Origin of the sequence: Cyanobium sp. T1G-Tous, assembly GCF_024345455.1 — a bacterium.
In the GTDB taxonomy this organism is placed as follows: Bacteria; Cyanobacteriota; Cyanobacteriia; order PCC-6307; family Cyanobiaceae; genus Cyanobium_A.
In genome coordinates this window covers 187,511-203,188 of record NZ_JAGQBD010000002.1, presented here as the reverse complement: position 1 = coordinate 203,188, position 15,678 = coordinate 187,511, and the positions used below count along the sequence as shown (strand labels likewise).

The window sequence follows — 15,678 nt, the reverse complement described above, 5'->3', positions numbered from 1 at the left end:
GTTAAGGGGTCTGACCAGGGTTGCTCTCGCGCTCACTGGCCCAGCGCAGCTGGCGCACCATGCCGCGCACCAGTGCTACCTCTTCGGTGGAGATTTGGGCCCGCTGCAGCAGCCCCCGCAGCTTGGCCATGCGGGCGTGGGCAGTGTGGGGATGGAGGAAGCCCACGTCGAGCAGCAGGGCCTCGGCATCGCCGAGCATCGCTTCGAGGCCCTGGCGGTCGCTTGGCTCCGGCAGGGCGCCAACCTCAGGGCCGCTGCCCAGGCTGCTTTCTAAGCAATGCCAGCTATGCAGCACCAGGGCTGCAGCGTGGGAGAGGTTGAGGGAGGCGTAGGCGTCGCCGCTGCCCAGGGTGAGCAGCTGGCCAGCCTGGAGCAGCTCGTCGTTGCTGAGGCCCCGATCCTCCCTGCCGAACACCAGGGCGCAGGGGCCACTGGCCTGGGCCAGCCAGCGCAGGGCTGGCTCCGGTGCTTGCAGGGGTAGGGGTTCGCCGGCCCGCCGGCCGCTGGTGGCCACCACCCGGCAGCAGTCGGCCAGGGCGGCGCTGAGACTGGGGAACAGGCGGGCCTGCTCCAGTAGCCAGCCGCCGTGCACGGCCATGCGCCGGGCCTCCTCGCCGAGGTGGTCGCAGCGGGGCGCCACCAGGCGCAGCTCACCTACGTCGAAGTTGGCACAGAGGCGAGCGACGCTGCCGACGTTGAGCGGCCCGGAGGGTTCCACCAGCACCACGGCCAGCTGGGCGGCGCTGCTCACACAAGACCGTTCAAGTAGGCCAGCAGATCGGCCATGGCCTGGGGTTCCGGTTGGAAGCGGGGCATCGGTGGCGTGCGGCCACTCACCACCTGCTGGATCAGCTGGCGGGAGCTCTTGCGGGCGGCTACGCCATGCAGATTGGGGCCCACCAGCCCTTGGGCGGCGATGCCGTGGCAGCCGGCGCAATTGAGCCGAAACAGCCGGCCGCCTTTTTCACTGGAGCCGGTGAGCTCAAGGGTCTGACGGCTGTAGGGATCGGCCTGGGCTGCAGGCAGCACAAGCAACACCGCCACGATGCAGGCCGCGGCCGCCATGCCCACCAGGGCAGCGATCAGGCCGCGGCGCCTCTTAGCGGCATCTGGGTTTAGGGGTTGGCCGGTCACAGTTGGTGCAGGGCGCTCGCGGTGTGGGGGATGGGCGTGGAACAATTGTGCCCTGAACGCCTTGTCAGTGCTCCCATGATCGAACCCCTGCTCTGCGGCATCGTGCTCGGTCTGATCCCCGTGACCCTGGCTGGTTTGTTTGTAGCCGCCTGGAACCAGTATCGCCGTGGCACCCTGCTCGACTGAACTTCAGTCGGCGCCTCAGTTGACTCGTTAGTTGACTTGGTCCAGCAGCAGCAAGCTGGTGCTGCCGTAACGACGTTGATCGCGCTTGCTCCATCCGGCTGGAAGCGCTGGCAGCTCTGAGCTAGCGCATTCCCAGATCAAGGTGCCGCCTGGCTTGAGCCAGCCCCCTGCCAGCACACCATTTGCTATCTGGGCATAAAGGTTTGCGGCGTAGGGGGGGTCGGCATAGATCAAATCAAAGGCTGCCTGTTGATTTGGCTCCGCCAGCCAACGCCCCACCTCGCGGCAGTGCACCGCCCAGGCGCTCGCTTGGCGGCTGGCTTCTCCCAGCCCCTGATGCACCACCTCGAGATTGGTGCGGGCCACGGCGGCGATGCGGCGGTCCTGCTCGATCGCCACAACTCGGCTAGCACCCCGATGCAGGGCTTCGCAGGCCATAGCGCCGCTGCCGCTGCATAGATCCAGCCAGGCGCAGCCGGGCAGCTCGGCTGCCAGCAGGTTCATTGTCGCCAGCCGCACCCGGGAGCTGGTGGGGCGGGCGATGCTGCCCGGTGGACTCTGCAGCCGCCGGCCCCCGCTAAGCCGCAGGCTCATAAGACATCGAGCCAGGCCAGCCAGCGGCGCAGGATCTCCTCGCCGTGGGGGCCTGATTTTTCCGGGTGAAACTGGCAGGCGCCAATGGCGCCCTGCCAGACCGCGGCGGTGACGGTGGTGTCGGCGAAGCGCACCAGGGCGGTGTTGCAGGCCGGATCACTGGGTTCGGCGGCGTAGGAGTGCACGAAGTACACCCAGCTCTCCGGGCTGGCGGCCGGCAGCAGGGGACTGGGGTTTGCTGGCAGCAGGGGCTCCCAGCCCATGTGCGGAATCGGGTGGCCAGGTCGGCGGGGCAGGGCCCGTACCCGCCCCTGGAACAGGCCCAGGCCGGCGGCTTCGCCCTCATCGCTGGCCTCAAACAGCAGCTGCAGCCCCAGGCAAATGCCCAGCAGGGGCCGGCCGGCGGCGCACCAGGTCGTGATCGCCTCGGCTAGACCACCCTGGCGCAGGCGCTCCATCGCCGGATCAAAGGCTCCCACCCCTGGCAGCACCAGGGCCTTGCAGCCCTCCATTTCGGCGCCGCTATGGACGGTCTGCACCGTTGCGCCGAGCCGTTCGAAAGCCCGCTGCACTGAGTGCAGATTGCCCATGCCGTAATCGATCAAGCCGAGGCGACTCATGGGGCTGAAGAACTAGGTTGGCGGCGACCGGGCTCCGTCAGCAGCTGCTCTGGCGGTACCTCCAGCCAGTTGAGGGTGTCGAGCAGCTGGTAGAGCCGGCCGATGCGGCGGCGATTGAAGTGGAAATTCAGGCAGGGGCGCAGCAGGCCGGCATCGTCCACGGTCTCGCTCGCCTGGATAACGCCCTCATCCACCAGATCATCGAACTGCAGGTTGAGGGCAGCTAGCTGAACTGGCTGCAGGGCGCAGTTGAGCAGCAGCTCGATGCGGTTTTCGCCCAGCCTGGCGGAGTGAAAAAGGTGATAGAAGCGGCTGATGTGGGCCACTGCCTCCTCGGCACTGTGGGCCTCCATCAAGATGTCGCCGTCTTCGGGGGAGATCAGGCCGCTGGCGGCCAAACCCTGGTTGACGTCCCGCTGCCAGCCGCTCCAGAAGGGGTTGCCGGGTGGGGCAAGCAGCACCAGGGGAATCGGCGGGGTGCGGCCGGTTTGGATCAAGGTGAGCGATTCGAACAGCTCGTCGAGGGTGCCGAAGCCGCCTGGCATCACCACCAGGGCATCGCTCTCGCGCAAAAAGAAAAGCTTGCGGGTAAAGAAATAGCGGAAGTGGAGCAGCCGGCCATCGCAGCTGCTCACAAAGCGGTTGGCGTGCTGCTCAAACGGCAGGTCAACGTTGAGGCCGATGCTGGCCTCGCAGCCGGCACCGCTGTTGGCGGCCTCCATGATGCCGCCGCCAGCACCCGTCATTACATCAAATCCAGCGGCCACCGCGTAGCGGGCCAGCTCTTCGGCCAACGCGTAGCTGGGGTCGCTTTGCACCGTGCGAGCTGAACCGAAGACGGTGATCTTGCGGGTATGGCGGCGGGGGCGAAAGACCTCAAGGGCCTCACTGATGTCGGCTAGGGCGCCACTGATCAGCCGCCATTCATCTCGGCCACGCTCATGGCGACCCACCTGCAGCAGGGAAACAAGGGATCGCTCGATCAGATGCCGCTGGGGGTGGTCTTCGAGCTCATGGGCCAGAACCTGCAAAGGGCTCTGGCCGAAATGGGATGGGTCGCTCAGAACTAGATGCTCAACTGCGCTCAGAGGTACTTAGAAATCGTGGACGACAGGGTGGTTTTAGGCACGGCACCAACCACGGTGTCGACCTTCTGGCCCCCCTTGAAGATCATCAGGGTGGGGATGCTACGGATGCCGTACTGACTGGCGACGTTGGGATTCTCGTCGGTGTTTAGCTTGAACACCTTGATCTTGCCTTCGAATTCGGTGGCAATTTCGTCGACGATTGGCGCCACCATGCGGCAAGGGCCGCACCAGGGGGCCCAAAAATCGATCAGCACGGGCAAATCACTTTTGAGCACGTCTTGCTCAAAGGAGGCATCAGTGACAGCGGCAGCGCTGGACATCCTTGCAGGATCAGGGTTTGGCGAATCTAGCAAGGTTGTTTAAGGCCTACCCACGACCGTTGCAGGTCGTGATCCGGTGAGCCTGGGCAGCGGGAAGACAAAAGGCCCGGACGCGCCGGGCTGGAGGGTGTGAGGAGTGTGAGAGCCGAAGCTCGCACCTGTTGAGGCTAACGCTGCCGTCTGCCCTGGCTGTAGAAACGCCCGCCCAGGCCTATTTGCCCATGCCGAGCTGCTGGGCTTTTTGGTAAACCTTGCCCTCGGTGAGCAGGGATGGGGCAACCACCACTTCCACTTTCTGCATGTCTTTGATGGTGCGGGCGCCGAGGGTGCCCATCGAGGTGCGAATACAGCCCAGCAGGTTCTGGGTGCCGTCATCGAGACCGGCCGGACCCCGCAGGATCTTTTCCAGGCTGCCGGTGGTGCCAACTTTGATGCGGGTGCCGCGGGGCAGCACCGGGCTAGGGGTGGCCATACCCCAGTGGAAGCCCCGGCCGGGGGCCTCGCTGGCGCGGGCAATGGGGGAGCCGATCATCACGGCGTCGGCACCGCAGGCCAGGCACTTGCAGATGTCACCGCCGTTGACGATGCCGCCATCGGCCACGATCGGCACATAGCGGCCGCTCTCGGCGAAATATTCGTCGCGGGCGGCGGCACAGTCGGAAACAGAGGTGGCTTGGGGAATGCCAATACCCAGCACGCCGCGGCTGGTGCAGGCAGCACCGGGGCCGATGCCCACCATCACGCCGGCGGCGCCGGCCCGCATCAACTTCAGTGCCACCTCATAGGTGACGCAATTGCCAATGATTACGGGCACCCCGAAGGTGCGGCAAAGGTGCTCGAGATCGAGGCTCTCCTGGCCCTCAGGGCCGATGTGCTCGGTGCTGACAACCGTTGCCTGCACAAAGAAGAGGTCGGCGCCGGCTTCGGCGATGGCCTTGCCGAATCGCAGGGCGGCCACTGGAGTGGCGCTCACCGCCGCGATGCCGCCCTGCTGCTTGATCTCGGCAATCCGCTGACGGATCAGGTCTTCCCGCACCGGCTGGCTATAGAGCTCCTGCATCAGGGGCACGAAGTCCTCCTTGCCCACCGCTGCGATGCGGTCGAGGATGGGATTGGGGTCGTCGTAGCGGCACTGGACGCCCTCCAGGTTCAAAACGCCTAGGGCTCCTTGTTTGCTCAGTTCCACCGCCATGGCCACATCGACCACCCCGTCCATGGCACTGGCGATGATCGGAATCTCGCGGCTGATGCCGCCAAGGCTCCAACTGCTATCGGTGATAGCTGGATCAACCGTGCGGCCACCGGGCACCAGGGCGATCTCGTCGATGCCATAGGCACGACGCACAGTGCGGAAGCGACCGAGCTGAATGTCCACCTGGAGTCAACTAATTCGGGCCAAGCTATCAACCAGCCGCCCGCAGGCCACGGGGCAAGGCGGGATCAGTCCTTGCCGCGGAAGGCTTTCCAGCTTTGGTGCAGACCGCCCAGCAGCCGTTCGCGCTCGCTGCTGCGCAGCAGTTTGGGAATGCCATAGCGCACCGCCCACACCACCCCAACCAGCTCGAGCAGGCCGGGCACCAGGGGCAGGCTGTCGAGGGCGCCCAGCACGGCGCTGTAAACCCGTAGCACCAGCAGCAGGCCCACTAGGCCAGCCAGGATGGTTACCGGTTTGCGGGCCTGGGCCCACAGGTTGTTGAGCTCGTTTTGATCGAGCCACTGGCGCAGCTTGCCCAGCAGCAGTTCCCACTCACCACCTTCGCCGTTTTGGGGCTCGGCTTCAATCACCAGGGTGGCGGCGATGCTGGGCTCGGGGGGCGCCGCCTGTGGAGTGGGCTGTTCAACTGCCTGTGGAGCGGTTTGTTCAGTTGACTGTTGAACAGCCTCAACCTCTTGGCTGGGGCTGGCGGGATCGGTGTCGGGGTTGATGGTGGTGTCGTCGGCCATGGCGAGCGGAGCGGCGGGCGGCGCGGCGGAGATATGAATGTGGCGGGAGCTTAGGTGCGGTTGGCTGGGACACCAAGCCCTAGGCCTCAATCGGCAGCAAGCTGGGGCGGCTGCTCAGCGGCACGACAGGTAGGCGCAGGGGGAAGCTGCCTTCGATAAGGGCTTTTATCAGGGCCTCGCTGGCGGCGGCGGCCAGGCGCGGGCTGTGGGAGGGCGCACAGGCCACCGAGCGGCCTGCCACCTGGATCGTGCCGCTGAGCAGTTCGGCGTAGCTCACCGACCCCAGGCTGGGTTTGATGCGCCGCGGCACCGACAGGTCGAGCACGGGCGCCTCGAGCTCTTGGGGGCCAGCGGCGGCCTGGCGCGCTACCTCGGCATTGATCAGGGGCACCGGCGCCGCAATCGCAATCAGTAGGGCGCTGCCATGGCCCTCAAAAAAACAAGGCCGCACCCACTCGGGCCGCAGGCCATGCAAATCCACGCTCACGGCGGCGGCCGCGCCGGGGGTGCGGGCATGGCCGCTGGCCTGGCGCCGGCAACCGGGCTGGTGGCCGCTGCCAGCGCCAATCACCCAGCCGATGGCGCCGCCCACCAGCACCGGTGAGCCAGGCCCCAGCAGCGACAACCCCGGCATGGTGAGGCCGATGCTGCCGGCGCCGCCGCAGGAATAGAGGGCGTTGGCGGCTGGACCCAGCAGGGTGCCGTAGGGGCTGGGGCAGGGCCCCTGCGCCTGGCTGAGGGCCACTACGCCGTTTTCAGTGATGGCCCGCTGCAGCAGCAGCCGGCCAGCGCCGATCTGTTCCAGCCCTAGCTCCGTGTGCAGCTCCCGGCGTGGGTGCAGGGCGGTGGCCTCGCCGCTGGCGTTGAAGGGCAGCGACTGGCCCTGCAGCAGGGCGCCGAGCAGCTGGGCTCCGCCCATCGCATCACCTAGGCCGCCGCCGATCGGCAGCACCAGCTCGCCGCTGCCGCAGCCCGCTAACCCCGCCACTCCGGCCAGCTGGACGTCGCGCAGGCGGATGGGTGGATCCGTGGGGCCGAGGCTTAGGAGCAGGCTGGCCTGGTCGCTGAAACCCGCATCGGCTGCCACCACCACATCAGTGCTGGCGTAGGCCTCGGCCAGCCCGGCTTGCTGCACCAGGCTGCGAAAATCAGCGGCGGCGCGCACCTGCAGCTGGCCCCGTTGCTGCTTGAGCCTTAGCTCCGCCTCCTGGCGTGGCGGGAATGGATCGGATTTGGGCATTCCCCCTGGGCTTTAGATAAACTGACCGTTGCTAAAGACGGTCATCCATGGCGGACCCCAGCGGACCCGGTGCTGACATACCGGGGGAGTCCGGCGGCAACGGTGATTCGCGGATCATCCTGACCGATCTGCGCAACGAGATGTCGCGCTCCTATTTGGAGTATGCGATGAGCGTGATCGTGGGTCGGGCCCTGCCCGATGCCCGCGATGGCCTCAAGCCGGTGCACCGGCGCATTCTTTACGCGATGTATGAGCTGGGTCTGACCAGCGACCGGCCCTACAGGAAGTGCGCCCGTGTGGTGGGTGAGGTGCTTGGTAAGTACCACCCCCACGGCGACACGGCGGTGTACGACGCCCTGGTGCGGATGGCCCAGGACTTCAACATGCGCATGCCCCTGGTGAATGGGCACGGCAACTTTGGCTCGGTGGACGGCGATCCCCCGGCCGCCATGCGTTACACCGAATCACGGCTGCAGGCGCTGACAACCGACAGCCTGCTCGACGATATTGAGGCCGAGACGGTCGACTTCGCCGACAACTTTGATGGCTCCCAGCAGGAGCCCACCGTGATGCCGGCGCGGATTCCGCAGCTGCTGCTCAACGGCTCCACCGGCATTGCCGTGGGCATGGCGACCAACATCCCACCCCACAACCTCACTGAGCTGATCGACGGCACGCTGGCGCTGATCGCCAACCCCGACATCGACGATCTGCAGTTGATGGCGATCATCCCGGGGCCGGATTTCCCCACGGGAGGCCAGATCCTGGGTCGCCGCGGTATCCGTGACACTTACACCACCGGTCGCGGTTCAGTGACGATGCGGGGCGTCGCCTCGATTGAAACGCTGGAGGTGAAGGGCCGCCCCGACCGCGATGCGGTGATCATCACCGAATTGCCCTTCCAAACAAACAAGGCCTCGCTCATTGAGCGGATTGCCGAGCTGGTAAACGACAAGAAGCTTGAGGGAATCTCTGATATCCGCGATGAATCCGACCGCGATGGCATGCGGGTCGTGATCGAATTGCGCCGTGATGCCTACCCCCAGGTGGTGCTGAACAACCTGTTCAAACTCACGCCGCTGCAAAACAACTTCAGCGCCTACATGCTGGCGTTGGTGAAGTCGGAGCCGGTGCTGCTCACCCTGCGCAAAATGCTGCAGGTGTTTCTCGACTTCCGCATCGAGACGATCGAGCGCCGCACCCGCTACTTCCTGCGCAAAGCCGAGGAGCGCGACCATATCTTGCTGGGCCTGCTGCTGGCCCTAGACCAACTCGATCCGATCATTGCCCTGATCCGGGCGGCCTCCGATGCGGCCACTGCCCGCGTGCAGCTGCAGGAGCGCCACGGCCTCAGTGAGATCCAGGCCGACGCCATCCTGCAGATGCAGCTGCGGCGACTGACGGCCCTCGAGGCCGACAAGATCCGCCTTGAGCATGAGGATTTGGTCGCCAAGATTGCCGACTACAAAGACATCCTGGCCAATCGCGAGCGCGTACTCACGATCATCACCGAAGAGCTCGGTGCGATCCGCACTCGCTACCACTCCCCTCGCCGCACTGAGATTCTGGATCTCGAGGGCGGCCTCGAAGATATCGACCTGATCGCTAATGAGCGTTCGGTGGTGTTGCTCACCGAGAACGGCTACCTGAAGCGGATGCCGGTGAGCGAATTTGAGGCCACCAGCCGCGGCACCCGCGGCAAGGCCGGCACCAAGACCCAGGGCGAGGAGGCGGTGCGGCTGTTCATCAGCTGCAACGACCACGACAACCTGCTGCTGTTCTCCGATCGCGGTGTTGTTTACACCGTGCCGGCCTATCGGGTGCCGATCTGCAGCCGCGCTGCCAAGGGCACGCCGATTGTGCAGATGTTGCCGATTCCCCGCGAGGAGCAGATCACCTCGCTGCTGGCGGTGAGCGAATTCACCGATGACGGTGTGCTGGTGATGCTCACCAGTGGCGGCACGATTAAGCGCACCCGTCTATCGGCCTTTGCCAACATCCGCTCCAATGGCTTGATCGCCATCGATTTGGTGGAGGGGGATGCCCTCACCTGGGTGCGTTTGGCCCTGCCCGGCGACAGCATCCTGATCGGCTCGCGCAACGGCATGACGATCCACTTCCGTCTCAACGACGAGGAGTTGCGACCCCTAGGCCGCACAGCCCGCGGCGTGCGGGCCATGAATCTGCGCCCCGGCGACCAGCTGGTGAGCATGGATGTGCTGCCCGCCGAGCTCGCCGATCGGGTGGCGAGCTCGGCCAGCGCCGAAGACGACGACAGTGAGGAGGTGGCACCGAGCGAGGGTCCTTGGGTGCTGGTGGCCAGTGCCAGCGGCCTGGGTAAGCGGGTGCCGGTGGATCAGTTCCGCCTGCAGAAGCGCGCCGGCATGGGCCTGCGGGCGATCAAGTTCCGCAATAAGAGCGATGTGCTGGTGGGCCTCAAGGTGCTCGGGGCCGGCGAGGAGTTGCTGCTGGTGAGCGAGAAGGGGGTGATCGTGCGCACCCAGGCTGATGCGGTGCCGCAGCAGTCGCGGGCTGCTACAGGGGTGCGCTTGCAGAAGCTCGATGCCCGCGATCGCCTCAGCGAAGTGGTGCTGGTGCCACCAGCTGCCGAAGATGAGGAGCTGCCCGTCCTGGAGGTGGTTGGTGAGGCCCCGGCCGATGCCGCCCTAGATGCCTGAGCCATAGGTTCCATTCCCATGGCCGACCTCTGGATCGCAAACACCATCAGCGATTTGATTCAGGGCGATGTGAACGAGCACCTGCCCCTGGAGCGCATTCCTCTCCAGGGTGATGTGTTGGGATTGGGCACCACCACCAGCATCGACAACGGGGAGCTCACCTTCCTGCAGGATGCCGATGGCGTGGTCACCACGATCTGGAAATGCCAGGCCAGCGATGGCGGTATTCGGGCCTTGCGGCCTGGGGATGGCAGCAGCCACTTCCCTTACGTTTGTTTCAGCGGTGATGCCACCGCCGTGCGCACGCCGGTGGATCTGGCCAGCCTGAGCGAGGTGCGGGGCCGGCCGTTGCAGGAGCTGGTGGCTGAGGCGATTGCCCAGCTGCGGCAGCAGGGCCGGTTAGCAGAGGCGCCGATTTATGGCCTGCGCCTGGTGTCGCAGTGGGAGTCTCTGGTGATCACGGTGGCCTCAAAGTTGTGCATGGGGCAGCAGCGGCGCAACACCTCCGTGGCCAGCAGTGCGGCCAGCGATGGCACCGCAGCGCGAAGCATCTACCAACTGCTGCAGCACTACCGATTAGCGCCGGAGAATCCCGGGGATCCCAGCGATCCGATCCGGTTTCTGGGCCGCTCCCTGGAGTGGGATTGCTGCGGCTTCTTCGACACCGATCCAGCCCAGGGCCGGGTCACGATCCCCGATCCCCACGCCCATCTGCATCTGCACGGCTGCAGCACTGATCTGCGTTACGGAGGCCATCTTCACCACGAACATCCCGGCACACGGCTGGCATCCCTGCAGCGGCTGGTGCTCTATCCCTTGCAGCAACTGCACCAGCTGGTGAGTGATCTGGCCATTGAGGCGCTGTACTTCCGCGATGGCAGCGCCCACTTCACCGTGGCCAATCGTGGTGCCATGGATGTGAGCGATGTGGGCGTTGCCGTGGTTGTCAACGACAGCTATGGCGGCCATCGCTATCTGCGGCTCCCCTGGCTGGCTGCCGGTGCCAGTGAAACCTTCAGCGTTCCCCTGCAGCTCCCCGCGGGGTGCCATCGTCTCGAGGTGATCGCCGATCCCGAGGGTCAGATCCTGGAGGAGGCAGCTTTTCAGTTCAACAATCGCGCCACTCTCGACATCCAGCTGCCAGATGTCTGAGCTGTTGGTTTTTGATGTGCTGGTGGTGGGTGCAGGCCCGGCGGCACTGGCTATCGCTGCCGAGCTGGCGGAGCAGGGGCTGGCGGTGGTTGTGCTGGCGGCAAGCGATTGCCGCGACCCCTGGCCCAACACCTACGGGATCTGGGGAGACGAGGTGGATGCCCTAGGCCTTGGCCACCTGCTGGAGCATCGCTGGAGCGACACGCTGAGTTATTTCGGTGCCGGCAGCAGCGATCCTGCCGATCCAGCCAACAGCCCCACCGCCCACGGCCGCGACTACGGCCTGTTCGACAAAAACAGGCTGCAGCAGTTCTGGCTGGAGCGTTGTGAGGCTGCCGGCGTGCAGTGGCTGCGCGGGCAGGCACTGGAGTTGGCGGTGGAGGAGGGGCGCAGTCGGGTGCGCACTGCCCCCGCGAGTGATGGCGAGGCCGGTGGCGCTGCTCCAGCCGTGATCGAGGCGCGGCTGGTGGTGGATGCCAGCGGCCACAAGGCGGTATTTGTGCGGCGGCCCGACCAGGGGCCGGTGGCGGGCCAGGCGGCCTACGGGGTGTTGGGCCGGTTTACGGCGCCGCCGGTGGAGCCGGGGCAATTCGTGCTGATGGATTACCGCTCCGACCATCTCAGCGACGCGGAGCGACAGGAGCCGCCCACCTTTCTGTATGCGATGGACCTGGGTGGCGGTCGCTTCTTCGTGGAGGAAACCTCCCTCGCCCTGGCGCCGCCGGTGCCCTATGCGGCGCTGCAGCAGCGGCTGGAGCGGCGCCTGGCCCACCGCGGCGTGGCGATCACGCAGGTGGAGCACGATGAATTCTGCCTGTTTCCGATGAATCTGCCCCTGCCGGATCTGGAGCAGCCGGTGCTGGGCTTCGGTGGGGCCGCGGCGATGGTGCATCCGGCCTCGGGCTACATGGTGGGGGCCCTGCTGCGCCGGGCCCCTGCGGTGGCCGCAGCGGTGGCGGCGCGGCTGCGGGCTGAACCGGCCGCCACTTCGGCGGAGCTGGCCGCAGCTGGCTGGCAGGCGCTCTGGCCCCCGGAGCTACGCCGTAAACAGGCCCTCTATCAATTTGGGCTGGAGAAATTGATGCGCTTCTCCGAGCCCCAGCTGCGCAGTCACTTCGCCAGCTTCTTCTCCCTGCCCAGCGTCCAGTGGTATGGCTTTTTGACCAATACGCTCAGCCTGGGCGAGCTGCTGGCGGCGATGCTCGCCCTATTTGCCACGGCACCCTGGAGCGTGCGCTGGGGCTTGATGGGCATGCGGGGCCGGGAGTTGCAGCTGGGACTGCGCATGCTGGATCCCTAGTTTTGTGCCTAGGCCTGGACCGGCGCCGGCAGCCAATCGGCTGCGTTGAGCAGGGGGAATAGGCCGTCTTCGATGGCTATCGCCTTGAGCCATTTGGTGGGTAGCTCGGTGCCGTTTTCGATCGCATCCAGCAGGCGCCAGAAGCGATCAAGGTGGCGCTCGATCCTTTCTTTGGCCAGTCCGGTGGTGGTGCCCGCCCGCAGGATGAAGCTCCAATCAGAGCTTTGGGCCAGCAGCAGCTCCCGGCCCGCCTGGGTGAGCAGGTCTCGCTGGGCTGGGCTGCCAACGCCGCGCTGAACCCGAGCCACCATGGCCTGGGAGGCCCGTTGCCACTCGGCCACCACCCAGGCGTTGGTCTCGTTGAGCCAGTAGTCGTGGTAGCCCCCCTGGCCCCAGCTGCTGGGGGAGGGGCGGCACACCTGCAGGGGCTCGACGCCTCCGAGGGCCTCCCGCAGGGTCACCAGGCGCACGCCGGCCTCATTGGCCTGGCGGAATAGGGCAGCTAGAAACTGGGGCCCCTCAAACCACCAATGGCCAAATAGCTCGGCATCGAAGGGGGCCACCAGCAGCGGCCGGCGCTCCATCGAGCGGGCCAGGCCGCTGAGCTCCTCGGCTCGGCCCTGCAGGTAGGTGGCGGCATGCTCCTCGATGCGCTCGGCGGCAACTGCGGGTTCGTAGGGCTGTTTCTGGTCGAGGGGGCAGCCCTGGGCCGTGACCCGGTGCAGTTTCAGGCCGAGGGGCCGGCGGCTGGTGATTGCATGGCTGGCTAGTTCGCTGTCGGGTAGATCCCAGCCCAGGTCGCGGTGGAATTCCCGGTAGGCGCCGTCGCCGGGGTAGCCCTCGCGGGCGCTCCACACCGGCAGGGTGGCGCTGCTGTCGCGGCCGAAGAAGGCTGCCCCAGCCGGCGAGCAGATCGGTGCGAACACGCCATAGCGGGGGCGGGGTTGGGCGTGCAGCAGACCGTGGGCATCGAGCACCGAGTAGCGCAGACCGCAGCCCACCAGCTGCTGATCGAGGCCTTCGTAGTAGGCGCATTCCGGCAGCCAGATGCCTAGGGGCCGCTCACCCAGCAGGCGTTCGTGCTCGCGCACTGCGGTGATCAGCTGGGCCCGCACCGCCTCTGGCACCTGGCGCAGCAGGGGCAGGTAGCCGTGGGTGGCGCCGCAGGTGATCAGGTCGAGCACCCCCTGTTGCTGCAGCCTGCGGAAGCGGGGGATCAGTTGCCCCTTGGCCTGACGCCACTGGTTCACCACCGTCTCGAGTTGGGCAGCTAGGTGGCTGGCGGCTGCTGTTTGGTCTTCCGGGGCTTGCTGCAGCAGCTCCTGACGGACGGCGATCCAGGCCAGGAAGCGGCCATTGAGCTGGGGATCGGCCAGCAGGGAAAGCAGGGTGGGCGAGAGGCCGAGGGTGAGCCGGGGGCGCTGGCGCCGGTCAGCGGCGGCGGCCTCGAGCACGGCCAGCAGCGGCAGGTAGCACTCCTGGAGCGCTTGGAAATACCAATCTTCCTCAAGCGAACCGGGTTCGCTGGAGCGCACGTAGGGAAGATGCGCGTGGAGGACTAGGGCCAGATCGCCTGCGGCCATAACCATCCTGCGATAACGGCACTCTAGGCGTAGTGCCCGCATACAATGGGCTATCTCATAGTCATTCCGCCTAGAGGGGCTCCCTTATGGCCCGCGATCCCGGCCGCGTATTGATCTTTGATACCACCTTGCGCGATGGCGAGCAGTCGCCTGGCGCCAGCCTGAACCTCGAGGAGAAGCTGGCGATCGCCCAGCAGTTGGCGCGGCTGGGGGTGGACATCATCGAGGCCGGCTTCCCCTTTGCCAGCCCCGGAGATTTCAACGCAGTGCAGCGCATTGCCGAAACCGTTGGCACGCCGGAAGGGCCGGTGATCTGCGGCCTGGCTCGGGCAGCTGCCGGCGACATCAAGGCCTGCGCTGATGCGGTGGCGCCCGCTGCTAAGCGGCGCATCCACACCTTTATTGCCACCAGCGACATCCATCTCGAGCACAAGCTGCGCAAGAGCCGCGCTGAGGTGCTGGCGATCACCGCCGAGATGGTGGCCTACGCCCGCTCGCTGGTGGACGACGTGGAATTTTCCTGCGAAGACGCCGGCCGCAGTGATCCGGAGTTCATGCATCAGGTGATCGAGGCGGCGATCAGCGCCGGCGCTACCACGATCAATATTCCCGACACCGTGGGTTACGCCACCCCAGCGGAATTCGGCGCCCTGATCGCCGGTATCAATGCCCAGGTGCCCAACATCGACCAGGCGGTGATCTCGGTGCACGGCCACAACGACCTGGGCCTGGCGGTGGCCAACTTCCTCGAGGCGGTGAAAAACGGCGCCCGCCAGCTGGAGTGCACGATCAATGGCATAGGTGAGCGGGCTGGCAACGCCTCGCTCGAGGAGCTGGTGATGGCGCTGCACGTGCGGCGCAGCTACTTCAACCCCTTCCTGGGGCGGCCAGCGGAGAGCACCGAGCCGCTCACGGGCGTGCGCACCGAGGAGATCACCAAGACCTCGCGGCTGGTGAGCAACCTCACCGGCATGGCGGTGCAGCCCAATAAGGCGATCGTGGGCGCCAACGCCTTTGCCCACGAGAGTGGCATCCACCAAGACGGCGTACTCAAGAACCGCCTCACCTACGAAATCATTGATGCCCGCACCGTTGGTTTGGCGGACAACCGCATCTCCCTGGGCAAACTCAGCGGGCGCAGTGCCTTCCGGGCCCGGCTTGAGGAGCTGGGCTACACGCTCGAGCGTGAGGACCTCGACGATGCCTTCGCCCGCTTCAAGGAGCTGGCTGATCGCAAGCGGGAAATCAGCGACCGCGATCTAGAGGCGATCGTGAGCGAGCAGGTGCAGCAGCAAGATGGCGGCAGCTTCACCCTCAAGAGCGTGCAGGTGAGCTGTGGCACGGGCTTGCAGCCCACCGCCACCGTCACCCTGGTAACGGCGGATGGCGCCGAGCTCAGCGAGGCGGCGATCGGCACCGGGCCGGTGGACGCGGTGTGTCAGGCGCTCAATCGGCTGGCCCAAGTGCCCAATGAGCTGGTGGAATTTTCGGTGAAATCGGTCACCGAAGGCATCGATGCCATGGGTGATGTGACGATCCGGCTGCGCCACGAGGGCGTGCTCTATTCGGGCCACTCCGCCGACACGGACATCGTGGTGGCCGCCGCCCAGGCCTTCGTGAACGCCCTCAATAGGCTGGTAGCCGGTGGGCGTCACCAGCCGCTGCACCCCCAGAAGGCTCCGCTGCCCGTAGTGGGCGATCTGCCCCTGGCCGACCGGCCACGGGTTTAGGCCTGTGGGTCTATGCCTGTGGATCTGGTCGTTTGGGTGCGGCGTTTCAGCTTGGGTTCGCGTCCCTGGGTCGGCGATGTTTTTATTAATTAGCTAAGCCAAGACTAAG

Annotated in this window: 15 protein-coding genes; 5 read left to right on the top strand and 10 right to left on the bottom strand. The window is 66.1% G+C overall.

What is annotated here, in order from left to right; genetic code table 11:
- Window position 1: 1 nt before the first annotated feature.
- Both KBY75_RS02515 and KBY75_RS02510 read right to left on the bottom strand, forming a co-directional pair.
- On the bottom strand, window positions 2–751 hold the full coding sequence (locus KBY75_RS02515) for an RNA methyltransferase (protein WP_254935982.1): 750 nt from the start codon (window positions 749–751) through the stop codon (window positions 2–4).
- Window positions 748–1,134, bottom strand: coding sequence for a c-type cytochrome (locus KBY75_RS02510; protein ID WP_396097837.1), 387 nt, complete (start codon window positions 1,132–1,134; stop codon window positions 748–750). Before KBY75_RS02510 ends, KBY75_RS02515 begins: the two co-directional genes overlap by 4 nt.
- 75 nt (window positions 1,135–1,209) lie before the next feature.
- On the opposite strand from KBY75_RS02510, the gene petG reads away from it, so the two are divergent.
- A complete protein-coding gene (gene petG / locus KBY75_RS02505; RefSeq protein ID WP_094559756.1) occupies window positions 1,210–1,320 on the top strand; it encodes a cytochrome b6-f complex subunit V in 111 nt (36 codons plus the stop codon).
- A gap of 27 nt (window positions 1,321–1,347) precedes the next feature.
- On the opposite strand, the gene rsmD is transcribed toward petG, so the two are convergent.
- From rsmD to KBY75_RS02470, 7 genes are all read right to left on the bottom strand, one after another.
- Window positions 1,348–1,914: a 16S rRNA (guanine(966)-N(2))-methyltransferase RsmD gene (gene rsmD, locus KBY75_RS02500; protein WP_254935983.1), complete on the bottom strand. Its 567-nt coding sequence runs from the start codon at window positions 1,912–1,914 to the stop codon at window positions 1,348–1,350.
- The gene (gene hisH / locus KBY75_RS02495) at window positions 1,911–2,534 is read right to left on the bottom strand and encodes an imidazole glycerol phosphate synthase subunit HisH (protein ID WP_255022831.1); all 624 of its coding nucleotides are present in this window, start codon (window positions 2,532–2,534) and stop codon (window positions 1,911–1,913) included. The genes rsmD and hisH overlap by 4 nt, the downstream gene beginning before the upstream one ends.
- Complete coding sequence (locus KBY75_RS02490; RefSeq protein ID WP_254935985.1) at window positions 2,531–3,565, bottom strand: LOG family protein; 1,035 nt, start codon at window positions 3,563–3,565, stop codon at window positions 2,531–2,533. The genes hisH and KBY75_RS02490 overlap by 4 nt, the downstream gene beginning before the upstream one ends.
- 53 nt (window positions 3,566–3,618) lie before the next feature.
- A complete protein-coding gene (gene trxA / locus KBY75_RS02485) occupies window positions 3,619–3,942 on the bottom strand; it encodes a thioredoxin (protein WP_106501486.1) in 324 nt (107 codons plus the stop codon).
- A gap of 211 nt (window positions 3,943–4,153) precedes the next feature.
- Complete coding sequence (locus KBY75_RS02480) at window positions 4,154–5,317, bottom strand: GuaB3 family IMP dehydrogenase-related protein (RefSeq protein WP_254935986.1); 1,164 nt, start codon at window positions 5,315–5,317, stop codon at window positions 4,154–4,156.
- A 65-nt stretch (window positions 5,318–5,382) separates the two neighbouring features.
- On the bottom strand, window positions 5,383–5,886 hold the full coding sequence (locus KBY75_RS02475; RefSeq protein WP_255022830.1) for a CAAD domain-containing protein: 504 nt from the start codon (window positions 5,884–5,886) through the stop codon (window positions 5,383–5,385).
- Window positions 5,887–5,965: 79 nt separating this feature from the next.
- Window positions 5,966–7,126, bottom strand: coding sequence for a homocysteine biosynthesis protein (locus KBY75_RS02470; RefSeq protein ID WP_254935988.1), 1,161 nt, complete (start codon window positions 7,124–7,126; stop codon window positions 5,966–5,968).
- A 47-nt stretch (window positions 7,127–7,173) separates the two neighbouring features.
- On the opposite strand from KBY75_RS02470, the gene gyrA reads away from it, so the two are divergent.
- From gyrA to crtL, 3 genes are read left to right on the top strand one after another with little or no spacing between them, the layout of a single operon-like run.
- Window positions 7,174–9,804, top strand: coding sequence for a DNA gyrase subunit A (gene gyrA / locus KBY75_RS02465; RefSeq protein WP_255022829.1), 2,631 nt, complete (start codon window positions 7,174–7,176; stop codon window positions 9,802–9,804).
- A gap of 18 nt (window positions 9,805–9,822) precedes the next feature.
- Complete coding sequence (locus tag KBY75_RS02460; RefSeq protein ID WP_254935990.1) at window positions 9,823–10,956, top strand: CARDB domain-containing protein; 1,134 nt, start codon at window positions 9,823–9,825, stop codon at window positions 10,954–10,956.
- Window positions 10,949–12,256 carry a lycopene beta cyclase gene (crtL, locus tag KBY75_RS02455; RefSeq protein WP_255022828.1) on the top strand — a complete coding sequence of 436 codons (1,308 nt, stop codon included), beginning with the start codon at window positions 10,949–10,951 and terminating at the stop codon, window positions 12,254–12,256. Before KBY75_RS02460 ends, crtL begins: the two co-directional genes overlap by 8 nt.
- An 8-nt stretch (window positions 12,257–12,264) precedes the next feature.
- On the opposite strand, the gene KBY75_RS02450 is transcribed toward crtL, so the two are convergent.
- The gene (locus KBY75_RS02450; RefSeq protein WP_255022827.1) at window positions 12,265–13,839 is read right to left on the bottom strand and encodes a glycoside hydrolase family 57 protein; all 1,575 of its coding nucleotides are present in this window, start codon (window positions 13,837–13,839) and stop codon (window positions 12,265–12,267) included.
- Between the two features lie 86 nt (window positions 13,840–13,925).
- On the opposite strand from KBY75_RS02450, the gene KBY75_RS02445 reads away from it, so the two are divergent.
- Window positions 13,926–15,569: a 2-isopropylmalate synthase gene (locus tag KBY75_RS02445; RefSeq protein ID WP_254935993.1), complete on the top strand. Its 1,644-nt coding sequence runs from the start codon at window positions 13,926–13,928 to the stop codon at window positions 15,567–15,569.
- Window positions 15,570–15,678: the final 109 nt, after the last annotated feature.